We start from the raw sequence: 23356 nt of genomic DNA, 5'->3' as shown, positions 1-23356 counted from the left end.
GTCGCTCGGTGGAACACAGCACGGGTCCGGCGCCGTCAGGAGTCGTGGTGGTGGCCAACCGCCTCCCGTACACCATTCGGCCGGCGCCGGGCGGAGCGGAACTGCGCCGGGCCGTCGGCGGACTCGTGACCGCGGTCGAGCCCGTGCTCCTGGCCGAAGGCGGCGTGTGGATCGGCTGGGGTGGTCGGACGGCAGCGCCCGGCGAACTGCCTGTGAACCTGGCCGTTCCGCGGGAGGCGCCGCGTTACCGGATCCACGAGGTGCTCCTCACGGCGGCGGAGTACCGGGGCTACTACCACGGCTTCGCCAACTCGTGCCTCTGGCCGCTGTCCCACCTCTTCGTCGGCCGCGCGGTGGTCCGGGCGGAGCACTGGGAAGCGTACCGCGCCGTGAATCGCCGCTTCGCCCGGGCGGCGCTCGAGAACGCGGCCCCCGGCCGGCTCGTCTGGGTGCACGACTACCACCTGACCCTCGTGCCGGCCTTCGTGCGCGAAGCGCGGCCCGATGTCCCGATCGCCTTCTTCTGGCACATCCCGTTCCCGCCACCCGAGGCGTTCCTCGTCCTGCCCTGGGCCCGGGACATTCTGGCCGGACTCCTGGGCAGCGACGCCATCGGCTTCCACACCGCCGACTATGCCCGCAACTTCCTGAGGACGGTGCGGGCCCTCCCGGGGGCCGAGGTGGACGAGGAACAGGGCGCCGTCCTGTACCAGGGCCGGGTCATTCGCGTGCAGGTGCTGCCGATCGGGGTCGACTGGGACGCCTTCGACGGGACGGCCCGCCGGCCTGCCGTCCGGCGGCGGGCCGAGGCCATCCGCGCCGCCCTCGGTACCCCCCACATCCTGCTGGGGGTGGACCGGCTGGACTACACGAAGGGGATCCCCGAGCGCCTGGCGGCGTTCGGCGCGTTCCTCGACGCGCACCCGGAGTACCGCGGCAAGGTCACCTTCATCCAGGTCGGGGTGCCGAGCCGCTCGGAGGTGCCCGAGTACCAGGAGGTGCGGCGGCGCGTGGAGGAGGCGGTCGGGCGGCTGAACGGCCTCCACGGCGACGGCTGGCAGGTTCCGGTGCGCTACGTGGTACGGCCCTTCTCCCGGGAGGAACTCGTGGCGCACTACCTGGCGGCCGACGCGGCCCTGGTCACCCCGCTCCGGGACGGGCTGAACCTGGTCGCCAAGGAGTACGTCGCGTCCCGGGTCGACGGGGCCGGGGTGCTGGTGCTGAGCCCCTTCGCCGGGGCGGCGGCCCAGCTCCCGGAAGCGGTGCTGGCCAACCCCTACGAGGTGAACGACCTGGCGGCCGGGATCTTCCGTGCCCTCGCGATGGACCCGGCCGAGAAGGGGCGGCGCATGGAGGCGCTCCGGCGGCGTGTGCGCGAGCACGACCTGCGCTGGTGGTGGGACCAGGTGCGCTCGCTGCTGCGGGTCGGTGAGCCGGGGACGGCCACCTTGCACGCCGCCGGGTGATGCCGGAGTTCTCTATCATCTAGTGTTAACAGCAAATCGTAAGCAGGCCCTTCCCTGGGGGGGCCTGCCCGTGCTTTAATTAGACGCGTAGACACGGGGAGCGGCAGGGATCCGCGCTGGAGGGGTCGCATGCACGAGGAGACGGTGGCCGGTGTCCCCCTGCCCGTGCTCGTGGCCATCACGGCCGCCGTGGCGGCGGTGCTGGACACCGAGCCGGGCCGCGTGGCCATTCGTTCGGTCCGACCCGTGGCCGGACCGGCGGCCGGCGCAGGCAACTGGGCGGTGGCCGGCCGCATGCAGCAGCACCTGTCGAGGCTTCAGCCCCTGCGGCGTGGCTGGTAGGCCGCGGGGAGATCCGCGCCGGCGCAGGAGGATGAGACGTGTTCCAGAAGGTCCTCGTGGCCAACCGTGGCGAGATCGCCGTGCGGGTGATCCGGGCCTGCCGCGAGCTGGGGATTCGCACGGTGGCCGTCTATTCGGAGGCCGACCGCGACGCGCTGCACGTGAAGCTTGCCGACGAGGCGCAGTACATCGGCCCCGCTCCCTCCCGGGAGAGCTACCTGAGCGTGCCGGCCATCATCACCGCCGCCCAGGCCACCGGCGCGGACGCCGTGCACCCCGGCTACGGGTTCCTCGCGGAGAACGCGTTCTTCGCGGAGGCCTGCGAGAAGTGGGGCCTCACGTTCATCGGCCCGCGGCCCGACGCCATCCGGCAGATGGGGGACAAGAACCAGGCCCGTGAGCTCATGCGCAAGGCGGGCGTGCCGGTGGTGCCGGGGTCGGAGGGGACGGTGAGGTCGGTGGACGACGCCCTGGCCGTCGCCCGCCAGATCGGCTTCCCGGTGCTCGTCAAGGCGGCGGGGGGCGGCGGGGGGCGGGGGATCCGCATCGCCCGCAGCGCCGAAGAACTGGCGCAGGCGATGGAGCGGGCCGCCAGCGAGGCCGGTGCGGCCTTCGGTACCACCGACGTCTACATCGAGAAGTACGTCGAGGTCGCGCGGCACATCGAGGTCCAGGTGCTCGGCGACGCCCACGGCAACATCATCCACCTGGGCGAGCGCGAGTGCTCGCTGCAGCGGCGGCGGCAGAAGATCCTCGAGGAGGCGCCGGCGCCCACCCTCTCGCCCGAAGTGCGGGAGCGGATCCGCCAGGCGGGGGTGGCCGCGGCGCGGGCGGTGGGGTACTCGAACGCCGGCACGGTCGAGTTCCTTTACGACGAAAGTACCGGGCAGTTCTACTTCATCGAGATGAACACCCGGATCCAGGTCGAGCATCCGGTCACCGAGATGATCACCTCGGTCGACCTCGTCAAGGAGCAGATCCGCGTCGCGGCCGGCCAGCGGCTCCGGCTATCCCAGGAGGACGTGCAGCTGCGCGGCGCGGCCATCGAGTGCCGGATCACCGCCGAGGACCCCGACAACCGGCTGCTCCCGTCCACCGGGACCGTCACGGCCTACGAGCCCCCGGGCGGGCCGTGGACGCGGGTCGACGGGATGCTGTACCCGGGCTTCAAGGTGATGCCGCACTACGACTCGCTGGTGGGCAAGCTCATCGTCTGGGGTGAAGACCGGTCCGAGGCGATCGCCCGGATGGAGCGGGCGCTGGGCGAGTTCCGCATCGAGGGGATCCGGACCAGCATCCCCCTGCACCAGCGCATCCTGGCCTCGCCGGAGTTCCGCGAGGGCCGCTTCCACACCGAGTGGCTGGAGCAGTTCCTGCAGCTCAAGTGACCCGGCGCAGGACCGTGCGGTCAGGCGGGCGAAGAGAACGGTGCCGCGGCACGTCGGCCGGAGCGAAAGGAGGGGGAACCCGGTGAAGGCTCTGAACTTCTACTCGTCCGTATACCACGGGTTCCTGGTGAGCCGCGACAAGACCTGCACCATCCGCGTGGGCGACAAGCGGGACAAGTACCAGGAGGGCGACGTGGTCCTCGTGACCTACGGGGACCGGTATAAGAAACGGAAGAAGGTCTTCACCGCGGTCATCGACCGGGTGACGGTCAAGCCGATCCGCGACCTCACCCTCGAGGAGATCCAGAGCGAGAACCCCGAGATGCGGACCCCCCAGGACGTGGTCGACTTCCTGCGCCAGATCTATCAGAACACGCCGATCGACCTCGACACCATCGTGTCGCTGGTCCGGTTCTCCGAGATCGCGGACTGACCCGGGCGATGCGGGAGGAGAAGGCAGCCTTGCGGAGGGCCCTGCGGGAGCGGCGCGGGGCCCTCGCCGCGGACGAGCGGCGCCGGCGCGATGCGGCCATCCAGGCGCACCTCCTGGCGATGCCCGAGTTCGCCCGTGCCCGCACGGTCCTCCTCTACGTCGCCGTGCGGGGCGAGGCGGAAACCCGGGACGTGATCGCCCGGGCGCTGGGGGACGGCAAGCGCGTGGTCCTGCCCCGGGTCGTGCGCTGGCAGGGGGCGGTGCCTCCCGGGCCGGCGCCGGTGTACGGGTCGGGGGGCCGCGGGCTGGCGTTGCACCTCTACAGCGGGCCGGCGGACCTCGTCCCGGGACCGATGGGCCTGCTCGAGCCCCGCCCCGACGCGCCCTGGGTGACACCCGGTGAGGTCGACCTCGCCGTGGTGCCCGGGGTCGCGTTCGACCGCACCGGCGCTCGCCTGGGCCAGGGCGGCGGCTTCTACGACCGCTTCCTCCCCTGCCTGCCGCCCGGCGTCCCCCGGGTCGGGTACGCCTATGCCTTCCAGGTGGTCGACGCCGTTCCCGCAGGCCCCGGCGACCAGCGGGTCGACGCCGTGGTGACGGACGAGGGGATCATCCGGTGCAGGCCGGATGTCGGCCCCCCTTCGACGTAAACCCCTACCGGCGCATGGCCCTGCCCCTGCCGATCCGCCCCGGACCTGCCAGGCCGCCCTCAGGATCCGATGGCCCCGCCCGGGGGCACCTCGCCGGCCCCCGCGGCGACGGACGCCAGCCCCAGTCCGAGGCGCCCGAGGCGCGTGTCGAACCGGTCCGCCCGGGCGGACAGGACCCTTTGCATCTCGTCGAGGTGGGCGCGCAGCCGTTCGTCTCTGTGGGCCACCGCCTCGTACACGAGCCGGTGTTCCTTGCAGGTGATGCCCAACTCGGCGCCCAGGCTCTCTGCCAGGCGTTCGAGCGTGGCCAGGCGGCGGTTGGTTTCTTCGAACTGCTTGTTCACCCTGCCGAACGAGGGCCACGGGCACCGGGACAGTCCACCACAGGCCGAATTCCATGGCCGTCATCCTCCCCCGCCGCCTGTATGTACCATTTATTGCTGGATCTGGATAGAAATTGCGTCGATGTGCAGTACAGGAACCGCTAGAAAGAGCGTAGTGGTTCCTGAAGTGCACACAGGGCCCCTGTGAACGCGCCACCGGCCGATTTCTGTCGACAGAACACAAGCTTTACGTAAACTAGACACGTCAAGAATGCGCTGCTGCCTCCGCATTCGAACGTCGTGACGGGGGAGCAGTGCACTTCAGGCACCGCAACGAGAACCGCTGCGGTTCCTGAAGTGCACGTCGTCCCGTGAGGCGCAACAAGGTTCCGGAGCAGTGAACGACTTGCCCTCCACGGACCGACGGTTCCCGTCCGAGACGTGCAGGACGGGCCAGGTAAGGCATCCCGCCGGACTGGCCGGCCGGGACACGCCGTTCTGAGGCCGCTCCGGAGACGCCGATCGCCGCCATGACGTCGTGCCAGTGGGGGGCCAGGCGTGAGGGCCGGAGACGTTCCTGTGTTCGATTGCCGGCCGCGCCGATTCACGCTAAACTCTTGTGCAAAGAGAGTGCGCGCTAGGGGTGCTTCGTGCTGAGAACGGGGCCACGGGCCCCGTACCCTGCGAACCTGACCTGGGTAATGCCAGCGTAGGGAAGCGCGTTCGCGTGCAGAGGACTGGTCTGCCGCCGCCTGCCCGCCGTGGCAGCGGCGGCTTTCCTGTTCCCCGCCCGCACACCCCGACCGTGCACCAGGGAGGAGTGAGGCGTGGCGGGGCGTTTCGCGTTTCACCTCATCACGGACCGGGGGGCGGCGGCCGACCTTCTGGGCGCCGTCCGGGAAGCGCTCGCCGGGGGCGTGGACTGGGTCCAGGTGCGGGACAAGGCGGCTCCGGCGGCCGACCTCTACGACCTGGCGCGGCGGGTGCAGGAGCTCGCCGATGAGGCCGGGGCCGGCCTCCTCGTCAACGACCGGGTCGACGTCGCCGTGGCGGTGGGGGCCGCCGGGGTGCACCTGGCACGGCGCAGCCTGCCGCCCGAGGTCGCCCGCCGCCTGGTCCCCCCCGGGACCCTTGTCGGCGTGTCCGTCCACTCGCTGGAGGAAGCGGTGCAGGCGGCTCAGGTGGGGGCCGACTACGTGACCTTCGGCAGCGTCTTCCCGACCCGGTCGCATCCCGGTGGCCTTCCCCGGGGGCTCGACGAACTCGCCCGGGTCGTGGAGTCGGTCTCCGTGCCCGTCCTGGCCATCGGCGGGATCACGGCGGAGAACGCCCGGGAGGTGGCAGCCACCGGCGTGGCCGGGGTGGCGGTGATCTCCGGCGTGCTCGGCGCCGCCGACCCGCGGGCGGCAGCGGTCGCCCTGCGGGAGGCCCTCGAGGGGTCTCCGGCACGGCCCCGGGTGCCCTTCCCGCCCCCTGGCAGGCGGCCGTGACCGAGCCCCGGGGCGGGCGCGGCCGGTCCGGCCCCGGGCCGGCGCTTCGATCGTGGGCAGTTCCGACAGGAGGAGGAGGGGGAGAGCGCATGCGGATCGTCGTCAACCGGAAGGAGATCGAGGTCCCCGGCCCGCTCACGGTGGAGGAGCTCCTGGCACGCCTGGGGCACGAGAGCGGCCGGGTCGCCGTGGCGGTCGGGGACGAGGTCGTCACCCGGGACCGCTGGGCGAGCGTCGTGGTGCGGGAGGGAGAGCACGTGGAGATCGTGCGTGCGATCGGCGGGGGGCAGGGCCCTTGGGAAGGCCGGGACCCCTACGACCCTGCCGGCGACCCGCTGGTGATCGCCGGGCGCACGTTTCGCTCGCGCCTCTTCGTGGGCACCGGCAAGTATCCGGACGCCGCCACCATGCAGGCCGCGCTGGAGCGGAGCGGTACCGAGATGGTGACGGTCGCCATCCGCTACATGGACTTCTCCGACCCGCGCGGCGGGGACATCCTGGCCCACCTGGATCTGAGCCGTTACCACCTCCTGCCCAACACGGCCGGCGCCTACACGGTGGAGGACGCCGTCAAGATGGCGCGCCTCGCCCGTGAGGCCACCGGCACGAACTGGATCAAGCTGGAGGTCATCGGCGATCGGGAGACCCTGCTGCCGGATCTCAGCGGCACCCTGGAGGCGACCCGCATCCTCGTCAACGAAGGTTTCGTGGTCCTCCCGTACACCACCGCCGACCTCGTCACGTGCCTCCGGCTCGAGGAGGCGGGTGCGGCGGCCGTCATGCCGCTGGCCTCGCTCATCGGCTCCGGGCAGGGGCTCGTGGACTGGACCTCCCTCCGGCGGGTGATCGAGCGGGTGAAGGTGCCGGTGGTCGTCGACGCCGGCATCGGCAGCCCCACGGACGCGGCCCACGCGATGGAGCTGGGGGCGGCCGCGGTTCTCATCAACACCGCCATCGCCAAGGCCCGCGTGCCCGCCCTCATGGCCGAGGCCATGCGCTGGGCCGTGATCGCTGGCCGGCAGGGCTTCCTGGCGGGGCGGATACCCCGTCTGGAGGGAGCGTCCCCCTCCAGCCCGACCGCCGGCGTGCCCCTCGCCGGGGCGGGCGCGGCGGCGGGTCCGGCCCACCCGGCGCCGGTGCGCCGCCCGGAGGAGGTGGAGTGAATGGCCGCTGACGTGGTGGTGGTCGGGGGCGGGATCGTGGGGCTCAGCGCCGCGTACTACCTCGCCGGCGAAGGGGCCCGGGTCACGCTGGTGGAACGGCAGCGCCCAGGCGCCGGCGCCACCGGGGCGAGCGCCGGGATGCTCGCTGCGCAGCTCGAGCCGTCGGGCCCCGGGCCCCTGTTCGACATGGCCCTGAGAGCGCGTGACCTGTACGGGAGCCTGGCCGCCGACCTCCTCGCGGAGACAGGCGTCGACATCGGCCTCGTGCGCGGCGGCATCCTGGCCCTGGCGCCGGCCGGGCCGGAGCCTGCCGGCGACCCCGACGGGGAAGCGGCGCGGCTCCGGGACGCCGTGCGGTGGCAGAACGAGGCCGGGGCCGCTGCGGCGTGGTGGGAGCCCGCGCAGGTCGAGGCCTACGTACCCGGCGTCCAGCGTTGCCTGGGTGGCCTCTATGCGGAGCGGGACGCCTTCCTGGTGCCCGAGCACGCCGCATTCGCCCTGGCGGCGGCCTGCCGCCGGCGCGGGGTGGAGGTGCTGAACGGCGTGCAGGTGACGGGGTTCCTCCGGGACGGCGCCCGGGTCACCGGGGTCCGGACCGATGCCGGGGACCGGGCCGCCGGGGAGGTCGTGCTGGCGGCGGGCGCCTGGAGCGGCTCTCTGGCGGCGCTCCTGGACCTGCACGTGCCGGTGTTGCCGGTGCGGGGCCAGATCCTCGTGCTCGATCCGGAGCCGGACCGGGCCGGCGGTGACTGGCGCAGCCGGGGGACCCCCGTGTACAGCGACCACTCGTACCTCGTGCCCCGGCGGGACGGGCGGGTCCTGGTCGGGGCCACCGTGGAGCCCGGCGAGTGGCGTGCCGAGCCGACCGCCGCGGGCCTGGCCCACCTCGCCGGCGTGGTGCGCCGCATCGTGCCCGCCCTGGAAGCCGCCGCTGTGATCGGCTGGCGTGTGGGGCTGCGCCCCGGCACCCCGGACGGTCTCCCCGTGATCGGCCGGCCGGAGGGCCGTCCCGGGCTCGTGCTGGCGACCGGCCACTTCCGCAACGGGATCCTCCTGGGGCCCCTCACCGGTCGACTGGTGGCTGCCCTGTGCGCGGGGCGCAGGCCGGAGATCGACCTCACGCCCTTCTCCCCGGACCGGTTCGGTTAGGCCGGGGGATGCCGCCGTTCCTACAGAACCTCTACCGGGGTGTGCGGGACTGCGCGACCCGCACACCCCGCTGCGCGAGTGGCCGGAGTGTGCCGCGGCGGCCTCGCAGCGGTGCAGCCGAAGGCCCGGCCGGCCGTAGGGCCCGGAGCGCGGCCGGCCGCAGGGCCAGGAGCACGCAGGGTCCGGAGCCCGCACGGCCCGGAGCCCATTGACAGCGTGACCGGGGGAGACTACAATGCGACCTAAGCCAGTGATTCTGATCGGATTTACGGAATTACATCCCCCATCCCTGGTCGCACCGGGAGGAGGCCGCCGATGCGATACACTCACGCCGACTTCATGGCCCTGTTCGACGGGTGGGCGCCGACGTACGACCAGACGGTGTTCGGCGGGGCGGACGGGTTCGAGAACTACCGCGAGGTGCTGGCCCGGGTGGTGCGAGCGGTACGGGCGCGGCCCCGGGCGCTGGTCGTCGACGTGGGCGCCGGCACGGGGAACCTGAGCCTGGAGCTTCAGCGGGTCGGCTACCGGGTGGTGGCGGTGGACCCTTCGGCGGGCATGCGGCGGGAGGCGCGCCGCAAGCTCCGGGGGGTGCCGGTTCTCGACGGCCACTTCCTGCACATCCCGCTGCCGGACGGTGTGGCGGCCGCGGCAGTCTCCACCTACGCGCTGCACCACCTCGACGACCCGACCAAGGCCCTCGCGGCCCGGGAACTCCTCCGGGTGGTGCGTCCGGGGGGCCGGGTGGTGATCGGGGACATCGCCTTCGCCAGCTGGCGGGCCCGGGAGGAGTTCCGGGAACTGCTCCTGGCCCGGGGACGGCTGGACCTCGTGGAAGAGCTGGACAGCGAGTACTACACCTCGGTCGAGGTCCTGACCGGCACCTTCGAGCGCCTGGGCTGCCGCTGCCGGGCGGAGCAGGTGGACGACTGGGTCTGGATCGTCACGGCCGAGGTGCCCCCGGCCGCGGCTGGCGAGATGGGACCGTAGGTGGCCGGCAGTCCGGGGCAAGCCGGTGAATACGGAGGGGGCCGAACAGGCAGCGCCGGAGATATCCGGCGCTGCAAATTTTTTGCTCTACCGCCAGAGCCCTTGCAGGAGTCGGCCGGTTGAGGGAGAATGATGGCATCAGAGTGGGGGAAAGTGGGGGATAGTGGGGGAACCCCACGCAGCCCGAACGGTCACCTTGGGGGGCCGGCTCCGGCCGGAGGCGACCTTCCCGGGTTTTTCGGCCTCTCCGGACCGGGAGGTGAGCCGGGATGTTCATGGGCGAGTACCAGCACACGATCGACGCGAAGGGACGCCTGATCATCCCGGCGCGCTTCCGGGAGGAGCTGGGCGAGCGGTTCGTGGCCACCCGGGGCCTGGACAACTGCCTCTTCGTCTTCCCGATGGCAGAGTGGCAGTCCCTGGAGGCCCGGCTGCGGGAACTCCCCTTCACCCGGGCCGACGCCCGGGCCTTCGTGCGGTTCTTCTTCTCCGGAGCCGCCGAGCTCGAGGTCGACGCCCAGGGGCGGGTGCTCATCCCCGAGAACCTCCGCTCCTACGCCCGCCTGGAACGTGACGTGGTGATCATCGGGGTGTCCAGCCGGGTCGAGATCTGGTCGCGCAGCGAGTGGGAAGCCTACCAGGCGAAGGCGGACCAGTCGTACGAGGAGCTGGCCGAGAAGATCATCGACTTCTGAGGCCGCCGGCGGGGGAGTGGAGGTGGCATGGGGTTCGAGCACGAGCCCGTCCTCCTGGCCGAGGTCCTGGAGGCGCTGGCGGTGCGCCCCGGAGGCCGCTACGTCGACTGCACCGTGGGCGGCGGGGGGCACAGCGAGGCCATCGCCCGCCGCCTGGGTCCCGACGGACGGCTTCTAGCCCTCGACCGCGACCCCGCCGCCCTCCGGGCCGCCGGTGAGCGCCTGCAGCCGTACGCCGATCGGGTCCGGCTCGTACGCACCCGGTTCTCCCGCCTGGCCGAGGTCGTGGCGGAGGCAGGTCTGGATGGCGTGGACGGCGTGCTCTTCGACCTGGGGGTGTCGAGCCCGCAGGTGGACGATCCCGGCCGCGGCTTCAGCTACCGCCACGAGGCTCCACTCGACATGCGGATGGACCCGGACGCCCCCGTCACGGCGGCCGACCTGGTCGCCCGGCTCCCGGAGGAGGAACTCGCCCGGATCCTCCGGGAGTACGGCGAGGAGCGGTTCGCCGCCCGCATCGCCCGCCGGATCGTGGCGGAGCGGGAGCGGCGCCCCATCCGGACGACCCTCCAGCTGGCCGAACTGGTCCGCGAGGCCATCCCGGCCCCTGCCCGGCGGGAGCCGCAACACCCGGCCCGCCGCACCTTTCAGGCGCTCCGCATCGCCGTCAACGACGAACTCGGCGAGCTCGAGTCTGCGCTCGAGGCCGCCGTGAGGGTCCTCCGGCCCGGCGGCCGCCTGGTGGCGATCGCCTTTCACTCCCTGGAGGACCGCATCGTGAAGCAGTTCATCGCCCGGCTGGCCCGGGGTTGCGAGTGCCCGCCCGGGACGCCGGTCTGCATCTGCGGCAAGAAGCCGGTGCTGCGGCCGGTGGGAAGGCAACCCCGCCTGCCGGGCCCGGAAGAGATCCGTCGCAACGCCAGGGCGCGCAGCGCCCGCCTCCGAGTGGCCGAGAAGCTCGGCCCGGAGGGTGTGCCCGTCTGAACCGCGCGGGGGGGTCATACCATGCAGGTAGCCAGAGAACTGAGCATCGAGCGGCTGTCCGGCGCCCCTTGGGCGGGGCGAGGGCCGGAGGCCGTGCGGGCGCCCCAGCTCCCGGAGCGCGCCTCTCCGCACGTCCGGGACGCGAGCCGGGCCCGGCCCATGCCCGGCGTGGCCGTGTGGGTTGCCGCGGCCCTCGTGTGGTGCGCGGCGGTGGGGGCGGGGGTCTGGTACGTACGCTACCAGGCCGAGTCGCAGCGCCTATCCGCCCGGATCAGCGGCCTCCGCGCGGAGGCGGACCGCCTGGAGCAGGAGAACCGGAACCTGCGCGCGGTCGTGAGCGAACTGAGCAGCATGGAGCGGATCGAGCGGGAAGCCCGCCGCCTCGGGCTCGTCAAGCCTCAGGAGCTCCGCGTCGTTGCCGTGAACCCCGGCGTCCTGCGCGCCGGCTCCCCGGCGGTGGCCCGGGCCCCGGATCCCGCGCCGGCCCCCGGGGGGCTGTGGAGCCGGATCAAGGCGATCGTCGGCAGCATCCGCGTCGCCCGCGCTCCGGGTGCAGCCGTCTCGGGCCAGTAGGGCGGAGGAGGGGTTGGGGTGCCTGGACCAGGGGCCCGGGCGCGCCGCCGCATCGTCTTCCTCCTGTGCCTCTACAGCGGCGCCATGGCGGCGCTCACGGGACGCCTGGCGTACTGGCAGTTCGTGCGGGGCGAGGAGCTGGCCCGCATGGGCGAGGAGATCCGCGCCTGGGAGATGCGGATCCGGGCGCCCCGCGGCCCGATCGTCGACCGGCTCGGCCGGCCCCTTGCGGAGACGGTGACGGCCGAGGCCATCTACGCCCGTCCCCGTGAGGTGAAGAACCCGGAGGCGGTGGCGGCCCGCCTGGCGCCGATCCTCGGCATGAAACCGGAGGACATCCTCGCCCGGCTGCGCAAGAACACCTTCTACGAGTACATCAAGCGCCGGCCCACGGAAGCCGAGGCGGCGGCGGTGCGGGGCATGATCGAGCGCGGCGAGCTCACGGGTGTCGGCCTCGAGCCGGAGGCCCGACGGCTCTACCCCGAGGGGACGCTCGCCGCGCACGTGCTCGGTTTCGCGGGGATCGACATGCAGGGGCTCGAGGGCCTCGAGCTCTACTATGACAAGTACCTGCGGGGCAAGAACGGACAGGTTCGCACCGAGGTGGACGCCAGGGGCTTCGAGATCGCGGGCGGGCAGACATCCATCGACCCGCCGCAGCCCGGTCTCACCATGGTGCTCACCCTGGACAAGGCCCTGCAGGTCATTCTGGAAGAGGCCGCCGACCGCACCGTGGACGTGACCCACGCCAAGCGGGCGGCCCTCATCGTGATGGACGTGAAGACGGGTGGGATCCTGGCCATGGCCAGCCGCCCGGCGTACGACCCGAACCACTTCGCCGCCTCCGACCCCGCCACCCGGCGGATGTGGCTCGTCACCGACGCGGTCTCCCCGGGCTCGATCTTCAAGCCTGTCACCGCGGCCGCCGCCCTGGAGGAGGGGGTGATCACCCTTTCCACGCCCTTTTACGACAGCGGGCGGATCACGGTGATGGGGGAGACGATCAGCAACTGGAACTTCCGGGGGTTCGGCGCCGGCACCCTGGCCGACGTGATGCGGACCTCGTCCAACGTGGGGTTCGCCACGATCGGCCTAAAGCTCGGCAGGGAGAAGTTCTACAAGTGGCTCGAGGCCTTCAACCTCACCCGCCGCACGGGGATCGACCTGCCGGGGGAGACCGTGGGCCAGCGTCCGCCCTTCGCCCGGGCCACGGACCTCGACCTGGCGATCATGGCCTTCGGGCAGACGCTCACCGTGACGCCGATCCAGATGCTGGCGGCCCTCAACGCCATCGCGAATGACGGCCGCTGGGTGCAGCCGCACCTCCTGAAGGAGTTCCGCACCCCCGACGGGCAGGTTGCGGAGGTCTTCCAGCCCGCCAGCCGCCAGATCCTCTCCCCGGAGACCGCGCGGGAAGTGCAGCGCCTCATGGTGGAGGTCGTCACGAACGGCACCGGCCGGCAGGCCGCCGTGCCCGGCTACAACGTGGCCGGGAAGACCGGCACGGCCGAGAAGTTCGAGGGCGGGCGCAAGCTCGACCGCTACATCGCCTCGTTCGCCGGCTTCGCGCCGGTACCGGACCCCCAGGTCTCCGTGCTCGTGATGATCGACGAGCCGGAGGGTCTCACCTACGGCGGCCAGGTGGCGGCGCCGGTGTTCAGCCAGATCATCGGCGACATCCTGCGCTACCTGAGCATCCCGCCCCAGCGCGCGCCGGGCGGCCCCGAGGCCTCTCCACCCGTCCCCGTCCCCAACCTCGTCAACCTGTCACCGGAAGAAGCCCGCAAGGTGGCCGGCGAAGCCGGGTTCGGCATCCTGCTGGAAGGTTCCGGAGCCCTGGTCACCGGGCAGTTCCCTCCGGCCGGCGCCCTCGTGACGCGGGGGACCGTCCTCCGGGCCCGCGCCGAGCCGGAGCTGCCGCCGCCCGGGGACGGGGAGGTCCGGGTGCCGGACCTCCGCGGCCGCACCCTGCGGGAGGCGGCCGACCTCCTGGCAGGCATGGAGCTCTACGTGACCGCCGAGGGCAGCGGCACCGTGGTGCGCCAGGAGCCGGCGGCGGGGAGCGCGGTGCCCCGCCGGGCGAGAATCCGGATCTGGCTCGAACCCCCTGCGGGTCCCGCGCGGGTCTCGGCACCCGGGCCGGGCCCGGCGTCCCGTCCGTCGACGTAACGGGTTTGCACCTCGCCCCGTTTTCCTTTTGACGGGCGCGTTATGCGCCTACCGCGCGGAGGGCAGAACTGTAAAATAGGTTGGGGCGTCCGGGTGCCTCCGGCGCGGAACCGGAACATGGAGGGGCGCGCGTGAAAGTAGGGGACGTTGCGGATCTCGGCAGGCTCGTGCAGGGCGACCCCGCACGGGAGGTCACGGGCGTGACCGCCGACTCGCGGCAGGTGACGCCGGGGGCGGCCTTCGTCGCCATCCGCGGTCTGCGGGCCGACGGTCACGACTTCGTGGGCGAGGCGGCGGCCCGCGGCGCCGCGCTCGTGGTGGTCGAGCGGGCGGTCCCGGCGCCCGCGGGGGTGGCCGTGCTCGAGGTGCCGTCGAGCCGGCGGGCGCTGGCGGCGATCGCCGCCCGGTTCCACGGGCACCCCTCCCGCCGCCTGCGGGTCATCGGCGTGACGGGGACGAACGGCAAGACCACCACCACGCACCTGATCCGGGCCATCCTGAAGGCGGCCGGCCACCCGACCGGCCTGATCGGCACCGTGCGGAACTGGGTGGTGGACGAGGCGCTGCCGGTGGTGCACACCACGCCCGAGGCGCCGGAACTGCAGGCGCTTCTGGCCCGGATGGTGGACGCCGGGGCGCACCATGCGGTGATGGAGGTCTCCTCCCACGCCCTGGCGCTGCACCGCACGGACGAGCTCGAGTTCGACATCGGCGTCTTCACCAACCTCACCCAGGACCACCTGGACTTCCACGGCGACATGGACGCCTACCGGGAGGCCAAGGGGATCCTGTTCCGCCGCCTGGGCGAGGGCGTCAAGCCCGGCCCGAAGGCGGCCGTCCTGGGTGCCGACGACCCGGCCTCGGCGTATTACCGCTCCCTGTGCCGGGTGCCGGTGCTGACCTACGGCGTGCGCGAGCGGGCGGACGTCCGGGCCGAGGACATCCGGATCGAGCCGGAGGGCGCCGCCTACACCCTCGTGACGCCGGGCGGGAGCGCCCGCCTGCACCTGCAGTTCACGGGGCTCTTCAACGTGTACAACTCCCTCGCCGCCGCGGCCACCGCCGTGGTCGAGGGCATCCCGCTCGACGTGATCCAGGGGGCCCTCGAGGCGACCGGCGGCGTCGACGGCCGCATGGAGGCGGTGCGTGCCGGCCAGCCCTTCGGCGTGTTCGTGGACTACGCCCACACGCCGGATGGGCTCGAGAACGTCCTCCGGGCCGTGCGCGCGTTCGCGCGCGGCCGCGTCATCGTGGTGTTCGGGGCGGGCGGGGACCGCGACCCCACCAAGCGGGCCCCCATGGGGCGCATCGCCGCGCGGCTGGCCGACTACGCCGTGATCACCTCCGACAATCCGCGCACGGAGGATCCGGAGTCCATCGTCCGCCAGGTCGAGCAGGGCTTCCTGGAGGTGGCCCCGGCGGGCGACCGGCACGAGGTGCGGGTCGACCGCACCGAGGCCATCGCCCGGGCGGTGGAGATCGCCCGGCCCGGCGACGTGGTCGTCATCGCGGGGAAGGGACACGAGACGTACCAGATCGTCGGCGACCGGCGGATCCCCTTCGACGACCGGGAGGTAGCCCGCCGGGCGATCCAGGCGCGCCTGGCCGGGCGTTCGGCGTGATCCCCCCGAGAGGGCCCGTGGGCGGCGACCCGGCGGCACCCGGGCCCGCCCCGGCGAGCCCCCGGTGGACGGTGGGGCAGATCGCCGGGTGGGTCGGAGGCGAGGTGCTGCGGGGCGACCCCGGCGCGCCGGTAGCCGGCTTCCGGCATGACAGCCGCCAGGTGCAGCCGGGCGACTGCTTCGTGGCCCTGCCGGGGGCGCGCACCGACGGCCATCTCCACGTTCCCGCCGCCGCGGCGGCCGGCGCCGCCTGCGCCCTGGTGGCGCGGGACGTGCCTGGGGTGCCGCCGGGGATGGCCCTCATCCGCGTGCCGGACCCGCTCCTCGCGCTCGGGTCCGCGGCGGCCCGGCACCGCCAGCAGTTCCCGGTCCGCGTGGCGGCCGTGACGGGCAGCGTGGGCAAGACCACGACGAAGGATCTCGTGTGGGCCGTCCTCTCCCGCCGCTACCGGACTCTCCGCAACCCGGGCAACCTCAACTCGGAGGTGGGGCTGCCGCTGGCGATCCTGAACGGGCTGGGCCCCGAGCACGGGGCGGCCGTGCTGGAGATGGCCATGCGGGGCCCCGGCCAGATCGCCTACCTGGCCAGCATTGCCCGCCCGGAGGTGGGCGTGGTCACCTGCGTGGCGCCGGTGCACCTCGAGCTGCTGGGGACCATCGAGAACATCGCCCGGGCGAAGGCCGAGCTGGTCCAGGCCCTCCCCGCGGACGGGGTGGCCATCCTGAACGGGGACGACCCCCGGGTGGCGGCGATGGCCGCGGCCCACCCGCGACGGGTGGTGTACTACGGCAAGGTCGCCCGGGGCACGGAGTTCGTCGCCCTGGAGGGGGCGGAACCCGCGCCGCCCCCGCCCGGCGGGTTGGGCGCGCAGCGGCTCCGGGTGCGCTCCCACGCCGGGCAGGCCCAGGTCTACCTCCCCGTGCCCGGCGAGCACGTGGCCCTCGACGCCCTGGCGGCGCTGGCGGCCGGCCTCGTGATGGGCCTCAGCCTGGAAGAGGCGGCGGAGGGCCTTTCCACCGTCGACCCGGGCGAGTTCCGCATGCGGCTCGTCGAGACCGGTGGCGTCCGGATCCTCGACGACACGTACAACGCATCCCCGGCGTCGGTGAAGGCCGCCCTGGCGGTGCTCGCCCGGTCCGGGCAGGGCCGCCGGACGGCCATCCTGGGCGACATGTTCGAGCTCGGCGCCCTGGCCGCCGCGGCTCACCGGGAGGTGGGGCAGGCGGCGGCGGCCGCCGCCGACGTGCTCGTGGCGGTGGGCGAGCTCGCCCGGGGATATGCCGAAGGGGCCCGGGAGGCAGGGCTCGCCGAGGTGCACCACTTCGTTGACCGGCAGGCGGCCCTGGCGGCCCTGGCCGGCCTGGTGCAACCGGGCGACACCGTGCTGGTGAAGGGCTCGAGGGGGATGCGCATGGAGGAGTTCGTGGAGCGCCTGCGGCTCCTGTTCGGGGGGCCCGGGCCGGGGGGGTCGGCGGCATGACCCTCTCCACCCGCCTCCTGGTGGCGCTCGCCGGCACCTATCTCCTGGCGCTCCTCACGGGACAGGTCCTCATCCCGCTTCTCCGGCGGCGCAAGGCGGGGCAGGTCGTGCGGGCGGAGGGGCCCCGGACCCACCTGGCGAAGGCCGGGACCCCGGTCATGGGCGGACTCATCTTCGCGATCCCCGCCGTCCTGTTCACCCTTGCCCTGGCGCCCCGGGAGCCGCGCCACCTGGCCCCTGTCCTGATCGCGCTGGCCGTGGCGGTGGGGCACGGGCTCATCGGCCTGGCCGACGACTACCTGAAGGTGGTCCTGCGCCGGCCCCTGGGCCTGAAGGCCCGGGAGAAGCTCGTGGGCCAGGTGCTGCTGGCCGCCGGCCTTGCCTGGGCGGCCGCGGACCTCCTGGGCCTCGGCACGGACGTGCGGGTGCCCTTCACGGGGACCACCCTTCCCCTGGGGAACTGGTACTACCTCCTGATCGTGCTGGTGGTGGTGGGCACCGGCAACGCGGTGAACCTGACCGACGGGGCCGACGGCCTGCTCGCCGGGAGCGCCGTGGCCGTCTTCGGGTTCTACACCGTCGTGGCCCTGCTCCGCGGCCAGGGGGGCCTGGCCATCCTCTCGGCCGCCGTGGCCGCCGGGAGCCTGGCCTTCCTCTATTACAACCGCCACCCGGCCAGGGTGTTCATGGGGGACGTCGGCTCCCTGTTCCTGGGCGGCGCCCTGGCTGCCCTGGCAGTCCTGACCCGGACGGAGCTCCTCCTGCCGGTGGCCGGCGTCCTGTACGTCGTGGAGACCCTCTCCGTGATCCTGCAGGTCGCCTCATTCCGCCTCACCGGCAAGCGTATCCTCCGGATGAGCCCCCTGCACCACCACTTCGAGCTCGTGGGCTGGCCCGAGCCGGCGGTGGTCCGGCGGCTCTGGCTCGCCTCGGTGGTGGGGGTGGCCCTCGCCTGGATCGGGCTGGGAGCCATGCTGTGACGGGGCGGGAGGCGGTGGCCGCTTGATCATCGAAAGGCAGCGCCGGGATGTGGACGCCGGCCTCGTCCTCGCGGTGGGGGCGCTTCTCCTCCTCGGCATCGTGATGGTCTTCAGCGCCAGCGTGGCCCGCGCCGCCGCCGACCTGGGCGACCCGTTCAACTACCTGAAGCGACAGAGCCTCTTCGCCATCGGCGGCCTGGCGGTCATGTGGCTGGTGGCCCGGGTCGACTACTGGCACTGGGCCCGCTGGTCCCGGATCGTCCTGCTGGTGGGCATCGCCCTGCTGGTGGTGGTGCTCATCCCGGGCGTGGGCATGGGTCGCGGCGACGTGCGGCGCTGGATCGGCGTCGGGCCGCTGGCCTTCCAGCCCTCCGAGTTCATGAAGTTCGCCATCGTGGTCTTCATGGCCGACTACCTGGCGCGCGTCGGGCGGCTGCAGAGCCTGCGCGAGCTCTTGCTCCCCGGGGCGATCCTGGGGGTCGTGTTCGTCCTCATCATGCTCGAGCCCGACCTGGGCACGGCCATCTCGATCGCGGCGACCGTCTACGTCATGCTCTTCGCGGCCGGCGCTCGCCCCCTCCACCTGGGAAGCCTCCTCGCCGCCGGGGCGGCGGCCGCCACGTACTACGCCTTCAGCGCCGACTACCGCCGGGCGCGCATCCTCAACTGGCTCAACCCCGCGCGCGACCCCCTGAAGGAGAGCTGGCAGGTGCTGCAGGGCCTGTACGCCCTGGGCTCCGGGCACCTCTTCGGGGTCGGCCTCGGTCGCAGCCGGCAGAAGTACTGGTACCTGCCGGAACCCCACACGGACTACATCTTCGCGATCATCGGCGAGGAGCTGGGGTTTCTCGGCAGCCTCCTGGTCATCCTGCTGTTCCTGCTGTTCGCCTGGCGGGGCCTCCGGATCGCCGCCTCGGCCCCGGACCGGTTCTCCTGCCTGCTGGCCACGGGCGTCACGAGCATGATCACCCTTCAGGCGATCATCAACGTGGCCGTCGTGACCGCGTCGATCCCCGCGACCGGGATCCCCCTGCCCCTCCTCAGCTACGGGGGATCCGCCCTGGTGGTGACGCTCGCCGGGGTGGGGATCCTGCTCGGGGTTTCGCGATACACCGTCCGCTAGCGGAGGCAACATTGTCGTCCGTACGCATTCTCCTGACCGGCGGTGGGACAGGCGGGCACATCTACCCGGCGCTCACCATCGCCGACGAGATCCGCCGGCTCGAGCCGGAGGCGGAGTTCCTCTACGTCGGATCGGAGAGGGGGCTGGAGGCGGACCTCGTTCGCCGGGCCGGGCTCCCGTTCGCCGGCGTGTCCGCGGGGGCCCTCGTGGGCATCGGCCTCCGGGGCCGTCTCCGGGGCCTGTGGCGGACAGGCCTGGGGACCCTCCAGGCCCTGGGCCACGTGCGCCGCTTCCGGCCCCACGCCGTGCTGGCCACGGGCGGGTTCGTCTCCGGGCCCGTGCTCGCGGCCGCCTGGATGCTGCGGGTGCCCATCGCGCTCTGGGAGGGCAACGCCTTCCCCGGAGTCACGGTGCGCCTCTTCAGCCGGATCGCCGGCGTCGTCTTCATCCCCTACCCGGAGGCCCGCCGCCACTTTCCCCCGGGCGCGCGCCTGGTCGCGTTCGGGAACCCGGTCCGCCGCGCCGTCCTCGAAGCGCAGCGCGAGCCCGCCCGGGAGGCGCTCGGCCTGCCGGCGGGGGCGGAGGTCGTCCTGGCCTTCGGCGGAAGCCAGGGCGGCCGGGGGATCCACCAGGCGCTGGTGCCCGTCGCTGCCCGGCTCCTGGAGCGCCCCCGATTCCACCTCATCCACGTCACCGGCGCCCGGCAGTTGGACGAGGTCGACGCCCTCTACCGCTCGGTGGGCCTGGCCCCGGAGGATGAGCCGCGGCTGCGGCTCCTGCCGTACCTCCACGAGATGCCGCTGGCCCTGGCGGCAGCCGACGTGGCGGTCACCCGCGCGGGCGCGACCACGATGGCCGAGATCGCCGCGCGCGGCCTGCCGGCGGTCGTGATCCCGTTCCCGCACGCCACTCACGGCCACCAGGAGCACAACGCCCGGGCCCTGGCCCGGCGGGGCGGGGTGCTGATGTTCCGCGAGGCGGAGCTCGCCCCGGAGCGCCTGTACCGGGCGCTGACGGAACTGCTGGACGATCCCGCCCGCCGGGACCGCATGGCGCGCGCCCTCCGCGCGGCGGCGATGCCGGATGCCGGGGAGCGGATCGCGCGGCGGGTCCTGGAGGTCGCGGGTCGGGGCGTGCGGACCTCCGGACCGGCGCCCGAATAGGCTAACCTGCGGTCCGCCTGCGGGAGGGCGAACGAGCGCATGGCACGCATCGCGGAACGCATTCGTAGGCTATTACGCAACCCGGGCCGCCTCCGGGAGGGGGAGCCGCTTCAGCGCCACACGACGTTCCGGATCGGCGGTCCGGCCGAATTCTTCGTCACCGTCGAGAGCCCCGCGGAGCTCTCCGCCCTCCTGTCCGTCGCCCGGGAGGAGTCCTTGCCGCTCCGGGTTCTGGGCAACGGCTCGAACCTCCTGGTCGCGGACGAGGGCGTGCCCGGCGTGGTGGTGGTCCTGGGGGGGGACCTCGCCCGCCGGCGCCTGTACGGCGACCGCGTGGTGGCCGGCGGGGGCCACAGCCTCCCTCGCCTGGCGCTCGAGTGTGCCCGCCGGGGACTCGGCGGACTGGAGTTCGCCTGTGCCATCCCCGGGACGGTCGGAGCCGGCCTCGTGATCAACGCCGGCGCCCACGGCGGCGACCTCAGCCAGGTGGTCACCGCTGCCCGGGTGATGTGGCGCGACGGCCGGGAGGAGGTCCTGGAGCCGGCGGCCCTCGGCTTCGGCTACCGGACGTCCTGCCTCATCGACACCGGCGCCATCGTCACCGAGGTGGAGATGCGGCTCGAGCCGGCCGATCCGGCCGCTCTCATGGAGCGGGTGCGGCGGTACCTGGAGCACCGGCGGGCCACCCAGCCAACGGGGGTGCCGAACGCCGGAAGCATATTCAAGAATCCGCCGGGCGATCACGCCGGCCGCCTGATCGAGCAGGCGGGCTGCAAGGGCTGGCGGCAGGGCGACGCCCAGGTTTCTCCCCGACACGCCAACTTCATCGTGAACCTCGGCCACGCGACGGCAAGCGACGTGCTCGTGCTCGCGCGCAGGGTCCGGGACCAGGTCCGGGACCGGTTCGGGGTCTGCCTGGAGCCGGAGGTCCGGCTCTGGGGGCTTGGACCCCTCTAGGGTCCTGTGGCCTTCCCGGCTCCGGCGGAGTACTTAGGAGGTCATCTCCGTGCAGTCTGGCAAGGAGTGCTTGCGTGTCGTCGGCGGCCGGCGCCTGGTCGGTACGACCCGGCCAGGCGGGGCCAAGAACGCGATCCTCCCGATCCTGGCCGCGACCGTGCTGACCCGCGAAACCTGCGTCATCCGCGGGGTGCCCGCCATCCGGGACGTGCAGGTGATGATCGAGATCCTGCGGCGCCTGGGTGTGAAGGTCCGGCAGGAGGAGGATGCGTCCGGCCTCGTCCTGTCGGTTTCGGCCGCCGACCTCGACAGCTGGGAAGTGCGTGAGGACCTCACGCGGGAAATGCGGTCGTCCATCTTCCTCATGGGCCCTCTCCTCGGCCGCCTCGGGCGGGTGCGGATGGCATACCCCGGGGGGTGCGCGATCGGCCCCCGCCCCATCGACTACCACCTGCGCGGCCTCGCCCACATGGGCGCCCGGGTGGAGGAGCGGCACGGCTACATCGAGGCCGAGGCCGCGCACCTGCTCGGCCGGGAGATCTACCTCGACTTCCCGAGCGTGGGCGCCACCGAGAACCTCATGATGGCGGCCGTTCTGGCCCGGGGCACCACCATCATCCGGGGAGCGGCCCGGGAGCCCGAGATCACGGACCTGCAGAACCTCCTGAACGCGATGGGCGCCCGGGTCCGTGGGGCCGGCCTCGACGTCATCCGCGTCGAGGGGGTCGGGCGCCTGCACGGCTGCGAGCACACGGTGATTCCCGACCGGATCGAGGCGGGCAGCCTCATGGCCGCGGCCGCCATCACGGGCGGGGACGTCCGGCTGGAGGGGGTCATCGCCGAGCACGTGGAGGCGGTGTCCGCCAAGCTGACCGAGATGGGTGCGGAGATCGTCGACGAGGGGGACGGCGCCATCCGGGTGCGCGGCCCGAAGCGGCTCAAGGCGGTCGACGTGAAGACGCTGCCGTACCCCGGCATTCCGACCGACATGCAGCCCCAGTTCATGGCCCTCGCCACCGTGGCGGACGGCACCAGCGTGATCACCGAGACCATCTTCGAGAACCGGTTCAAGCAGGCGGAGGAACTCCGGCGCATGGGCGCGCAGATCAAGGTGGTGGGCCACACGGCAGTGGTGCAGGGGGTCGACCGCCTGTCCGGTGCGGCCGTGTCCGCCCCGGCCCTCCGGGAGGGGATGGCCCTGGTGCTGGCCGGGCTGGTCGCCGACGGCGAGACCCGGGTCTACGGCACCGAGCACATCGACCGGGGGTACGAGCGGCTCGAGGCGAAGCTGCGGGACCTGGGGGCCGACGTGGAGCGGATCGTGGAGTAGGGGGCGGCGGCGCCGCCCCCGTCCACGGTGTGCTAGAATCAGGATGAAGCTCGGCGGGGAGGGGATTCCCGGATGCAGGGCGGGCCGCGGGCCGGCGCCTCGGGGAGCCTGCCGCTGGCCGTGAGCGCCCTGGCGCTCCTGGTCCTTCTCACCGGGTACGCGCTGGCACAGGCTCCGCCCTACCGCCTGCAGCGGGTCGACCTGGTGGGGGCGGCGCACCTGCGCCCCGAGGACGTGCTCGTGGCGGCCGGGCTCGAGCCCGGCGCACTGCGCTGGCGCCACCCGGCCGAGCGCATCCGCCGCCGGCTGATCGAGGGCGAGCCCTGGGTCCGCGACGCCCGGGTGAGCTGGCTGCCCGGCGGGATCCTGCGGGTGGAGGTCACCGAGCGGACCCCGGTCGCTCTGCTGCCGTACTACAACCTGTACGCCGTCCTCGACGCCGACGGGGTGATCCTCCGCCTGGCGCGTCTGGACGAGTACCGCCTCCCGGTCATCACCGGCATCCCGCTCCCCCGTGGCCTGCGGGGTGAGCAGGTCCGGCACCCGCACCTGGCCGGGGCGCTGGAGGCGGCGGAGCTCCTGCCGGAGGCCGCTCTGGCCGACCTCTCCGAGCTGGCGGTGAGTCCGCAGGGCGACCTCTCGCTGATCTTCCGGGGGCCTGTGGTCGCCATCCTGGGGCCGCCCACCTCGCTGCGGGAGAAGGTCCTGGCGCTTCTGGCCACCGGACCGGACGGGGGCCGGACGCTCCTCGAGGAGGCCCGCCTCACCGGCCACAACGTCGACCTGCGCAACCCGGCGCGGCCCACGCTGTCGCCTGGCGCCGCGGTCCCGGCCCCCGACGCCGGGGAGGCCGGCGGGGCAGACGGGGCCGCCGGTACCTAGGTC

The 23356-nt window shown here is 73.2% G+C and carries 21 protein-coding genes, 2 pseudogenes and 1 riboswitch; of the genes and pseudogenes, 22 read left to right on the top strand and 1 reads right to left on the bottom strand.

Translation table 11 applies throughout. From position 1 onward, the window contains the following. Positions 1–8 precede the first annotated feature (8 nt). From caldi_RS09155 to caldi_RS09135, 5 genes are all read left to right on the top strand, one after another. A complete protein-coding gene (locus caldi_RS09155) occupies positions 9–1466 on the top strand; it encodes an alpha,alpha-trehalose-phosphate synthase (UDP-forming) (protein ID WP_264841472.1) in 1458 nt (485 codons plus the stop codon). Between the two features lie 129 nt (positions 1467–1595). Continuing rightward, entirely contained in the window at positions 1596–1808 is a 213-nt protein-coding gene (locus tag caldi_RS09150; RefSeq protein ID WP_264841471.1) for a hypothetical protein, read from the top strand. Positions 1809–1846: 38 nt separating this feature from the next. Next, positions 1847–3196 carry an acetyl-CoA carboxylase biotin carboxylase subunit gene (gene accC, locus caldi_RS09145; RefSeq protein ID WP_264841470.1) on the top strand — a complete coding sequence of 450 codons (1350 nt, stop codon included), beginning with the start codon at positions 1847–1849 and terminating at the stop codon, positions 3194–3196. 82 nt (positions 3197–3278) lie between these two features. Next, complete coding sequence (locus caldi_RS09140; protein WP_264841469.1) at positions 3279–3629, top strand: ASCH domain-containing protein; 351 nt, start codon at positions 3279–3281, stop codon at positions 3627–3629. A gap of 29 nt (positions 3630–3658) precedes the next feature. Next, complete coding sequence (locus caldi_RS09135; protein ID WP_264841468.1) at positions 3659–4279, top strand: 5-formyltetrahydrofolate cyclo-ligase; 621 nt, start codon at positions 3659–3661, stop codon at positions 4277–4279. 59 nt (positions 4280–4338) lie between these two features. Here the strand turns inward: caldi_RS09135 and caldi_RS09130 are convergent, their stop codons facing one another. Next, positions 4339–4623, bottom strand: a complete 285-nt coding sequence (locus tag caldi_RS09130) for a hypothetical protein (RefSeq protein ID WP_264841467.1) — start codon at positions 4621–4623, stop codon at positions 4339–4341. Positions 4624–5231: 608 nt separating this feature from the next. After that, a riboswitch (TPP riboswitch) is annotated at positions 5232–5335 on the top strand. A gap of 94 nt (positions 5336–5429) precedes the next feature. Here caldi_RS09130 and thiE point away from each other — a divergent pair. The 17 genes and pseudogenes from thiE (at position 5430) to caldi_RS09045 (ending at position 23353) form a co-directional block, all read left to right on the top strand. Beyond that, positions 5430–6092, top strand: a complete 663-nt coding sequence (thiE, locus tag caldi_RS09125) for a thiamine phosphate synthase (protein WP_264841466.1) — start codon at positions 5430–5432, stop codon at positions 6090–6092. 89 nt (positions 6093–6181) lie between these two features. Beyond that, positions 6182–6367 (top strand): annotated as a pseudogene (thiS, locus tag caldi_RS09120) (sulfur carrier protein ThiS); the annotation flags it as partial. Then, a pseudogene (locus caldi_RS09115) lies at positions 6368–7177 on the top strand (HisA/HisF-related TIM barrel protein); the annotation flags it as partial. A 78-nt stretch (positions 7178–7255) separates the two neighbouring features. After that, entirely contained in the window at positions 7256–8404 is a 1149-nt protein-coding gene (gene thiO / locus caldi_RS09110) for a glycine oxidase ThiO (protein WP_264841465.1), read from the top strand. A 315-nt stretch (positions 8405–8719) separates the two neighbouring features. Further along, a complete protein-coding gene (locus caldi_RS09105) occupies positions 8720–9394 on the top strand; it encodes a class I SAM-dependent methyltransferase (protein ID WP_264841464.1) in 675 nt (224 codons plus the stop codon). Positions 9395–9663: 269 nt separating this feature from the next. Continuing rightward, positions 9664–10089, top strand: coding sequence for a division/cell wall cluster transcriptional repressor MraZ (mraZ, locus tag caldi_RS09100; RefSeq protein WP_264841463.1), 426 nt, complete (start codon positions 9664–9666; stop codon positions 10087–10089). 27 nt (positions 10090–10116) lie between these two features. After that, positions 10117–11073, top strand: a complete 957-nt coding sequence (gene rsmH / locus caldi_RS09095) for a 16S rRNA (cytosine(1402)-N(4))-methyltransferase RsmH (protein WP_264841462.1) — start codon at positions 10117–10119, stop codon at positions 11071–11073. Between the two features lie 21 nt (positions 11074–11094). Beyond that, positions 11095–11646, top strand: coding sequence for a septum formation initiator family protein (locus caldi_RS09090; protein ID WP_264841461.1), 552 nt, complete (start codon positions 11095–11097; stop codon positions 11644–11646). A gap of 18 nt (positions 11647–11664) precedes the next feature. Continuing rightward, on the top strand, positions 11665–13815 hold the full coding sequence (locus tag caldi_RS09085) for a penicillin-binding transpeptidase domain-containing protein (RefSeq protein WP_264841460.1): 2151 nt from the start codon (positions 11665–11667) through the stop codon (positions 13813–13815). Positions 13816–13946: 131 nt separating this feature from the next. Then, entirely contained in the window at positions 13947–15437 is a 1491-nt protein-coding gene (locus caldi_RS09080) for a UDP-N-acetylmuramoyl-L-alanyl-D-glutamate--2,6-diaminopimelate ligase (protein WP_264841459.1), read from the top strand. Further along, positions 15434–16918 carry a UDP-N-acetylmuramoyl-tripeptide--D-alanyl-D-alanine ligase gene (locus caldi_RS09075; protein WP_264841458.1) on the top strand — a complete coding sequence of 495 codons (1485 nt, stop codon included), beginning with the start codon at positions 15434–15436 and terminating at the stop codon, positions 16916–16918. Before caldi_RS09080 ends, caldi_RS09075 begins: the two co-directional genes overlap by 4 nt. Then, positions 16915–17898 (top strand): phospho-N-acetylmuramoyl-pentapeptide-transferase, encoded by a 984-nt coding sequence (gene mraY / locus caldi_RS09070; RefSeq protein WP_264841457.1) that lies wholly within the window; start codon positions 16915–16917, stop codon positions 17896–17898. Before caldi_RS09075 ends, mraY begins: the two co-directional genes overlap by 4 nt. A 22-nt stretch (positions 17899–17920) precedes the next feature. After that, positions 17921–19021 carry a putative lipid II flippase FtsW gene (gene ftsW / locus caldi_RS09065; RefSeq protein ID WP_264841456.1) on the top strand — a complete coding sequence of 367 codons (1101 nt, stop codon included), beginning with the start codon at positions 17921–17923 and terminating at the stop codon, positions 19019–19021. Between the two features lie 11 nt (positions 19022–19032). Next, positions 19033–20184, top strand: a complete 1152-nt coding sequence (gene murG, locus caldi_RS09060) for an undecaprenyldiphospho-muramoylpentapeptide beta-N-acetylglucosaminyltransferase (RefSeq protein ID WP_264841455.1) — start codon at positions 19033–19035, stop codon at positions 20182–20184. Between the two features lie 39 nt (positions 20185–20223). Beyond that, entirely contained in the window at positions 20224–21141 is a 918-nt protein-coding gene (gene murB / locus caldi_RS09055) for a UDP-N-acetylmuramate dehydrogenase (RefSeq protein WP_264841454.1), read from the top strand. A gap of 49 nt (positions 21142–21190) precedes the next feature. After that, positions 21191–22471 carry a UDP-N-acetylglucosamine 1-carboxyvinyltransferase gene (murA, locus tag caldi_RS09050; RefSeq protein ID WP_264841453.1) on the top strand — a complete coding sequence of 427 codons (1281 nt, stop codon included), beginning with the start codon at positions 21191–21193 and terminating at the stop codon, positions 22469–22471. A gap of 72 nt (positions 22472–22543) precedes the next feature. Then, the gene (locus caldi_RS09045; RefSeq protein WP_264841452.1) at positions 22544–23353 is read left to right on the top strand and encodes a cell division protein FtsQ/DivIB; all 810 of its coding nucleotides are present in this window, start codon (positions 22544–22546) and stop codon (positions 23351–23353) included. Positions 23354–23356: the final 3 nt, after the last annotated feature.

This window comes from Caldinitratiruptor microaerophilus (assembly GCF_025999835.1).
GTDB lineage: Bacteria > Bacillota > Sulfobacillia > Symbiobacteriales > ZC4RG38 > Caldinitratiruptor > Caldinitratiruptor microaerophilus.
Note: the sequence above shows the minus strand (reverse complement) of the source record. Positions and strands in the feature narration are given on the sequence as shown.

Coding starts and splice junctions, on each gene's coding strand:
- caldi_RS09150 (WP_264841471.1), top strand. CDS start 1,596: ATGCACGAGGAGACGGTGGCCGGTGTCCCCCTGCCCGTGCTCGTGGCC.
- thiO (WP_264841465.1), top strand. CDS start 7,256: ATGGCCGCTGACGTGGTGGTGGTCGGGGGCGGGATCGTGGGGCTCAGC.
- caldi_RS09105 (WP_264841464.1), top strand. CDS start 8,720: ATGCGATACACTCACGCCGACTTCATGGCCCTGTTCGACGGGTGGGCG.
- mraZ (WP_264841463.1), top strand. CDS start 9,664: ATGTTCATGGGCGAGTACCAGCACACGATCGACGCGAAGGGACGCCTG.
- rsmH (WP_264841462.1), top strand. CDS start 10,117: ATGGGGTTCGAGCACGAGCCCGTCCTCCTGGCCGAGGTCCTGGAGGCG.
- caldi_RS09090 (WP_264841461.1), top strand. CDS start 11,095: ATGCAGGTAGCCAGAGAACTGAGCATCGAGCGGCTGTCCGGCGCCCCT.
- mraY (WP_264841457.1), top strand. CDS start 16,915: ATGACCCTCTCCACCCGCCTCCTGGTGGCGCTCGCCGGCACCTATCTC.
- murB (WP_264841454.1), top strand. CDS start 20,224: ATGGCACGCATCGCGGAACGCATTCGTAGGCTATTACGCAACCCGGGC.
- caldi_RS09045 (WP_264841452.1), top strand. CDS start 22,544: ATGCAGGGCGGGCCGCGGGCCGGCGCCTCGGGGAGCCTGCCGCTGGCC.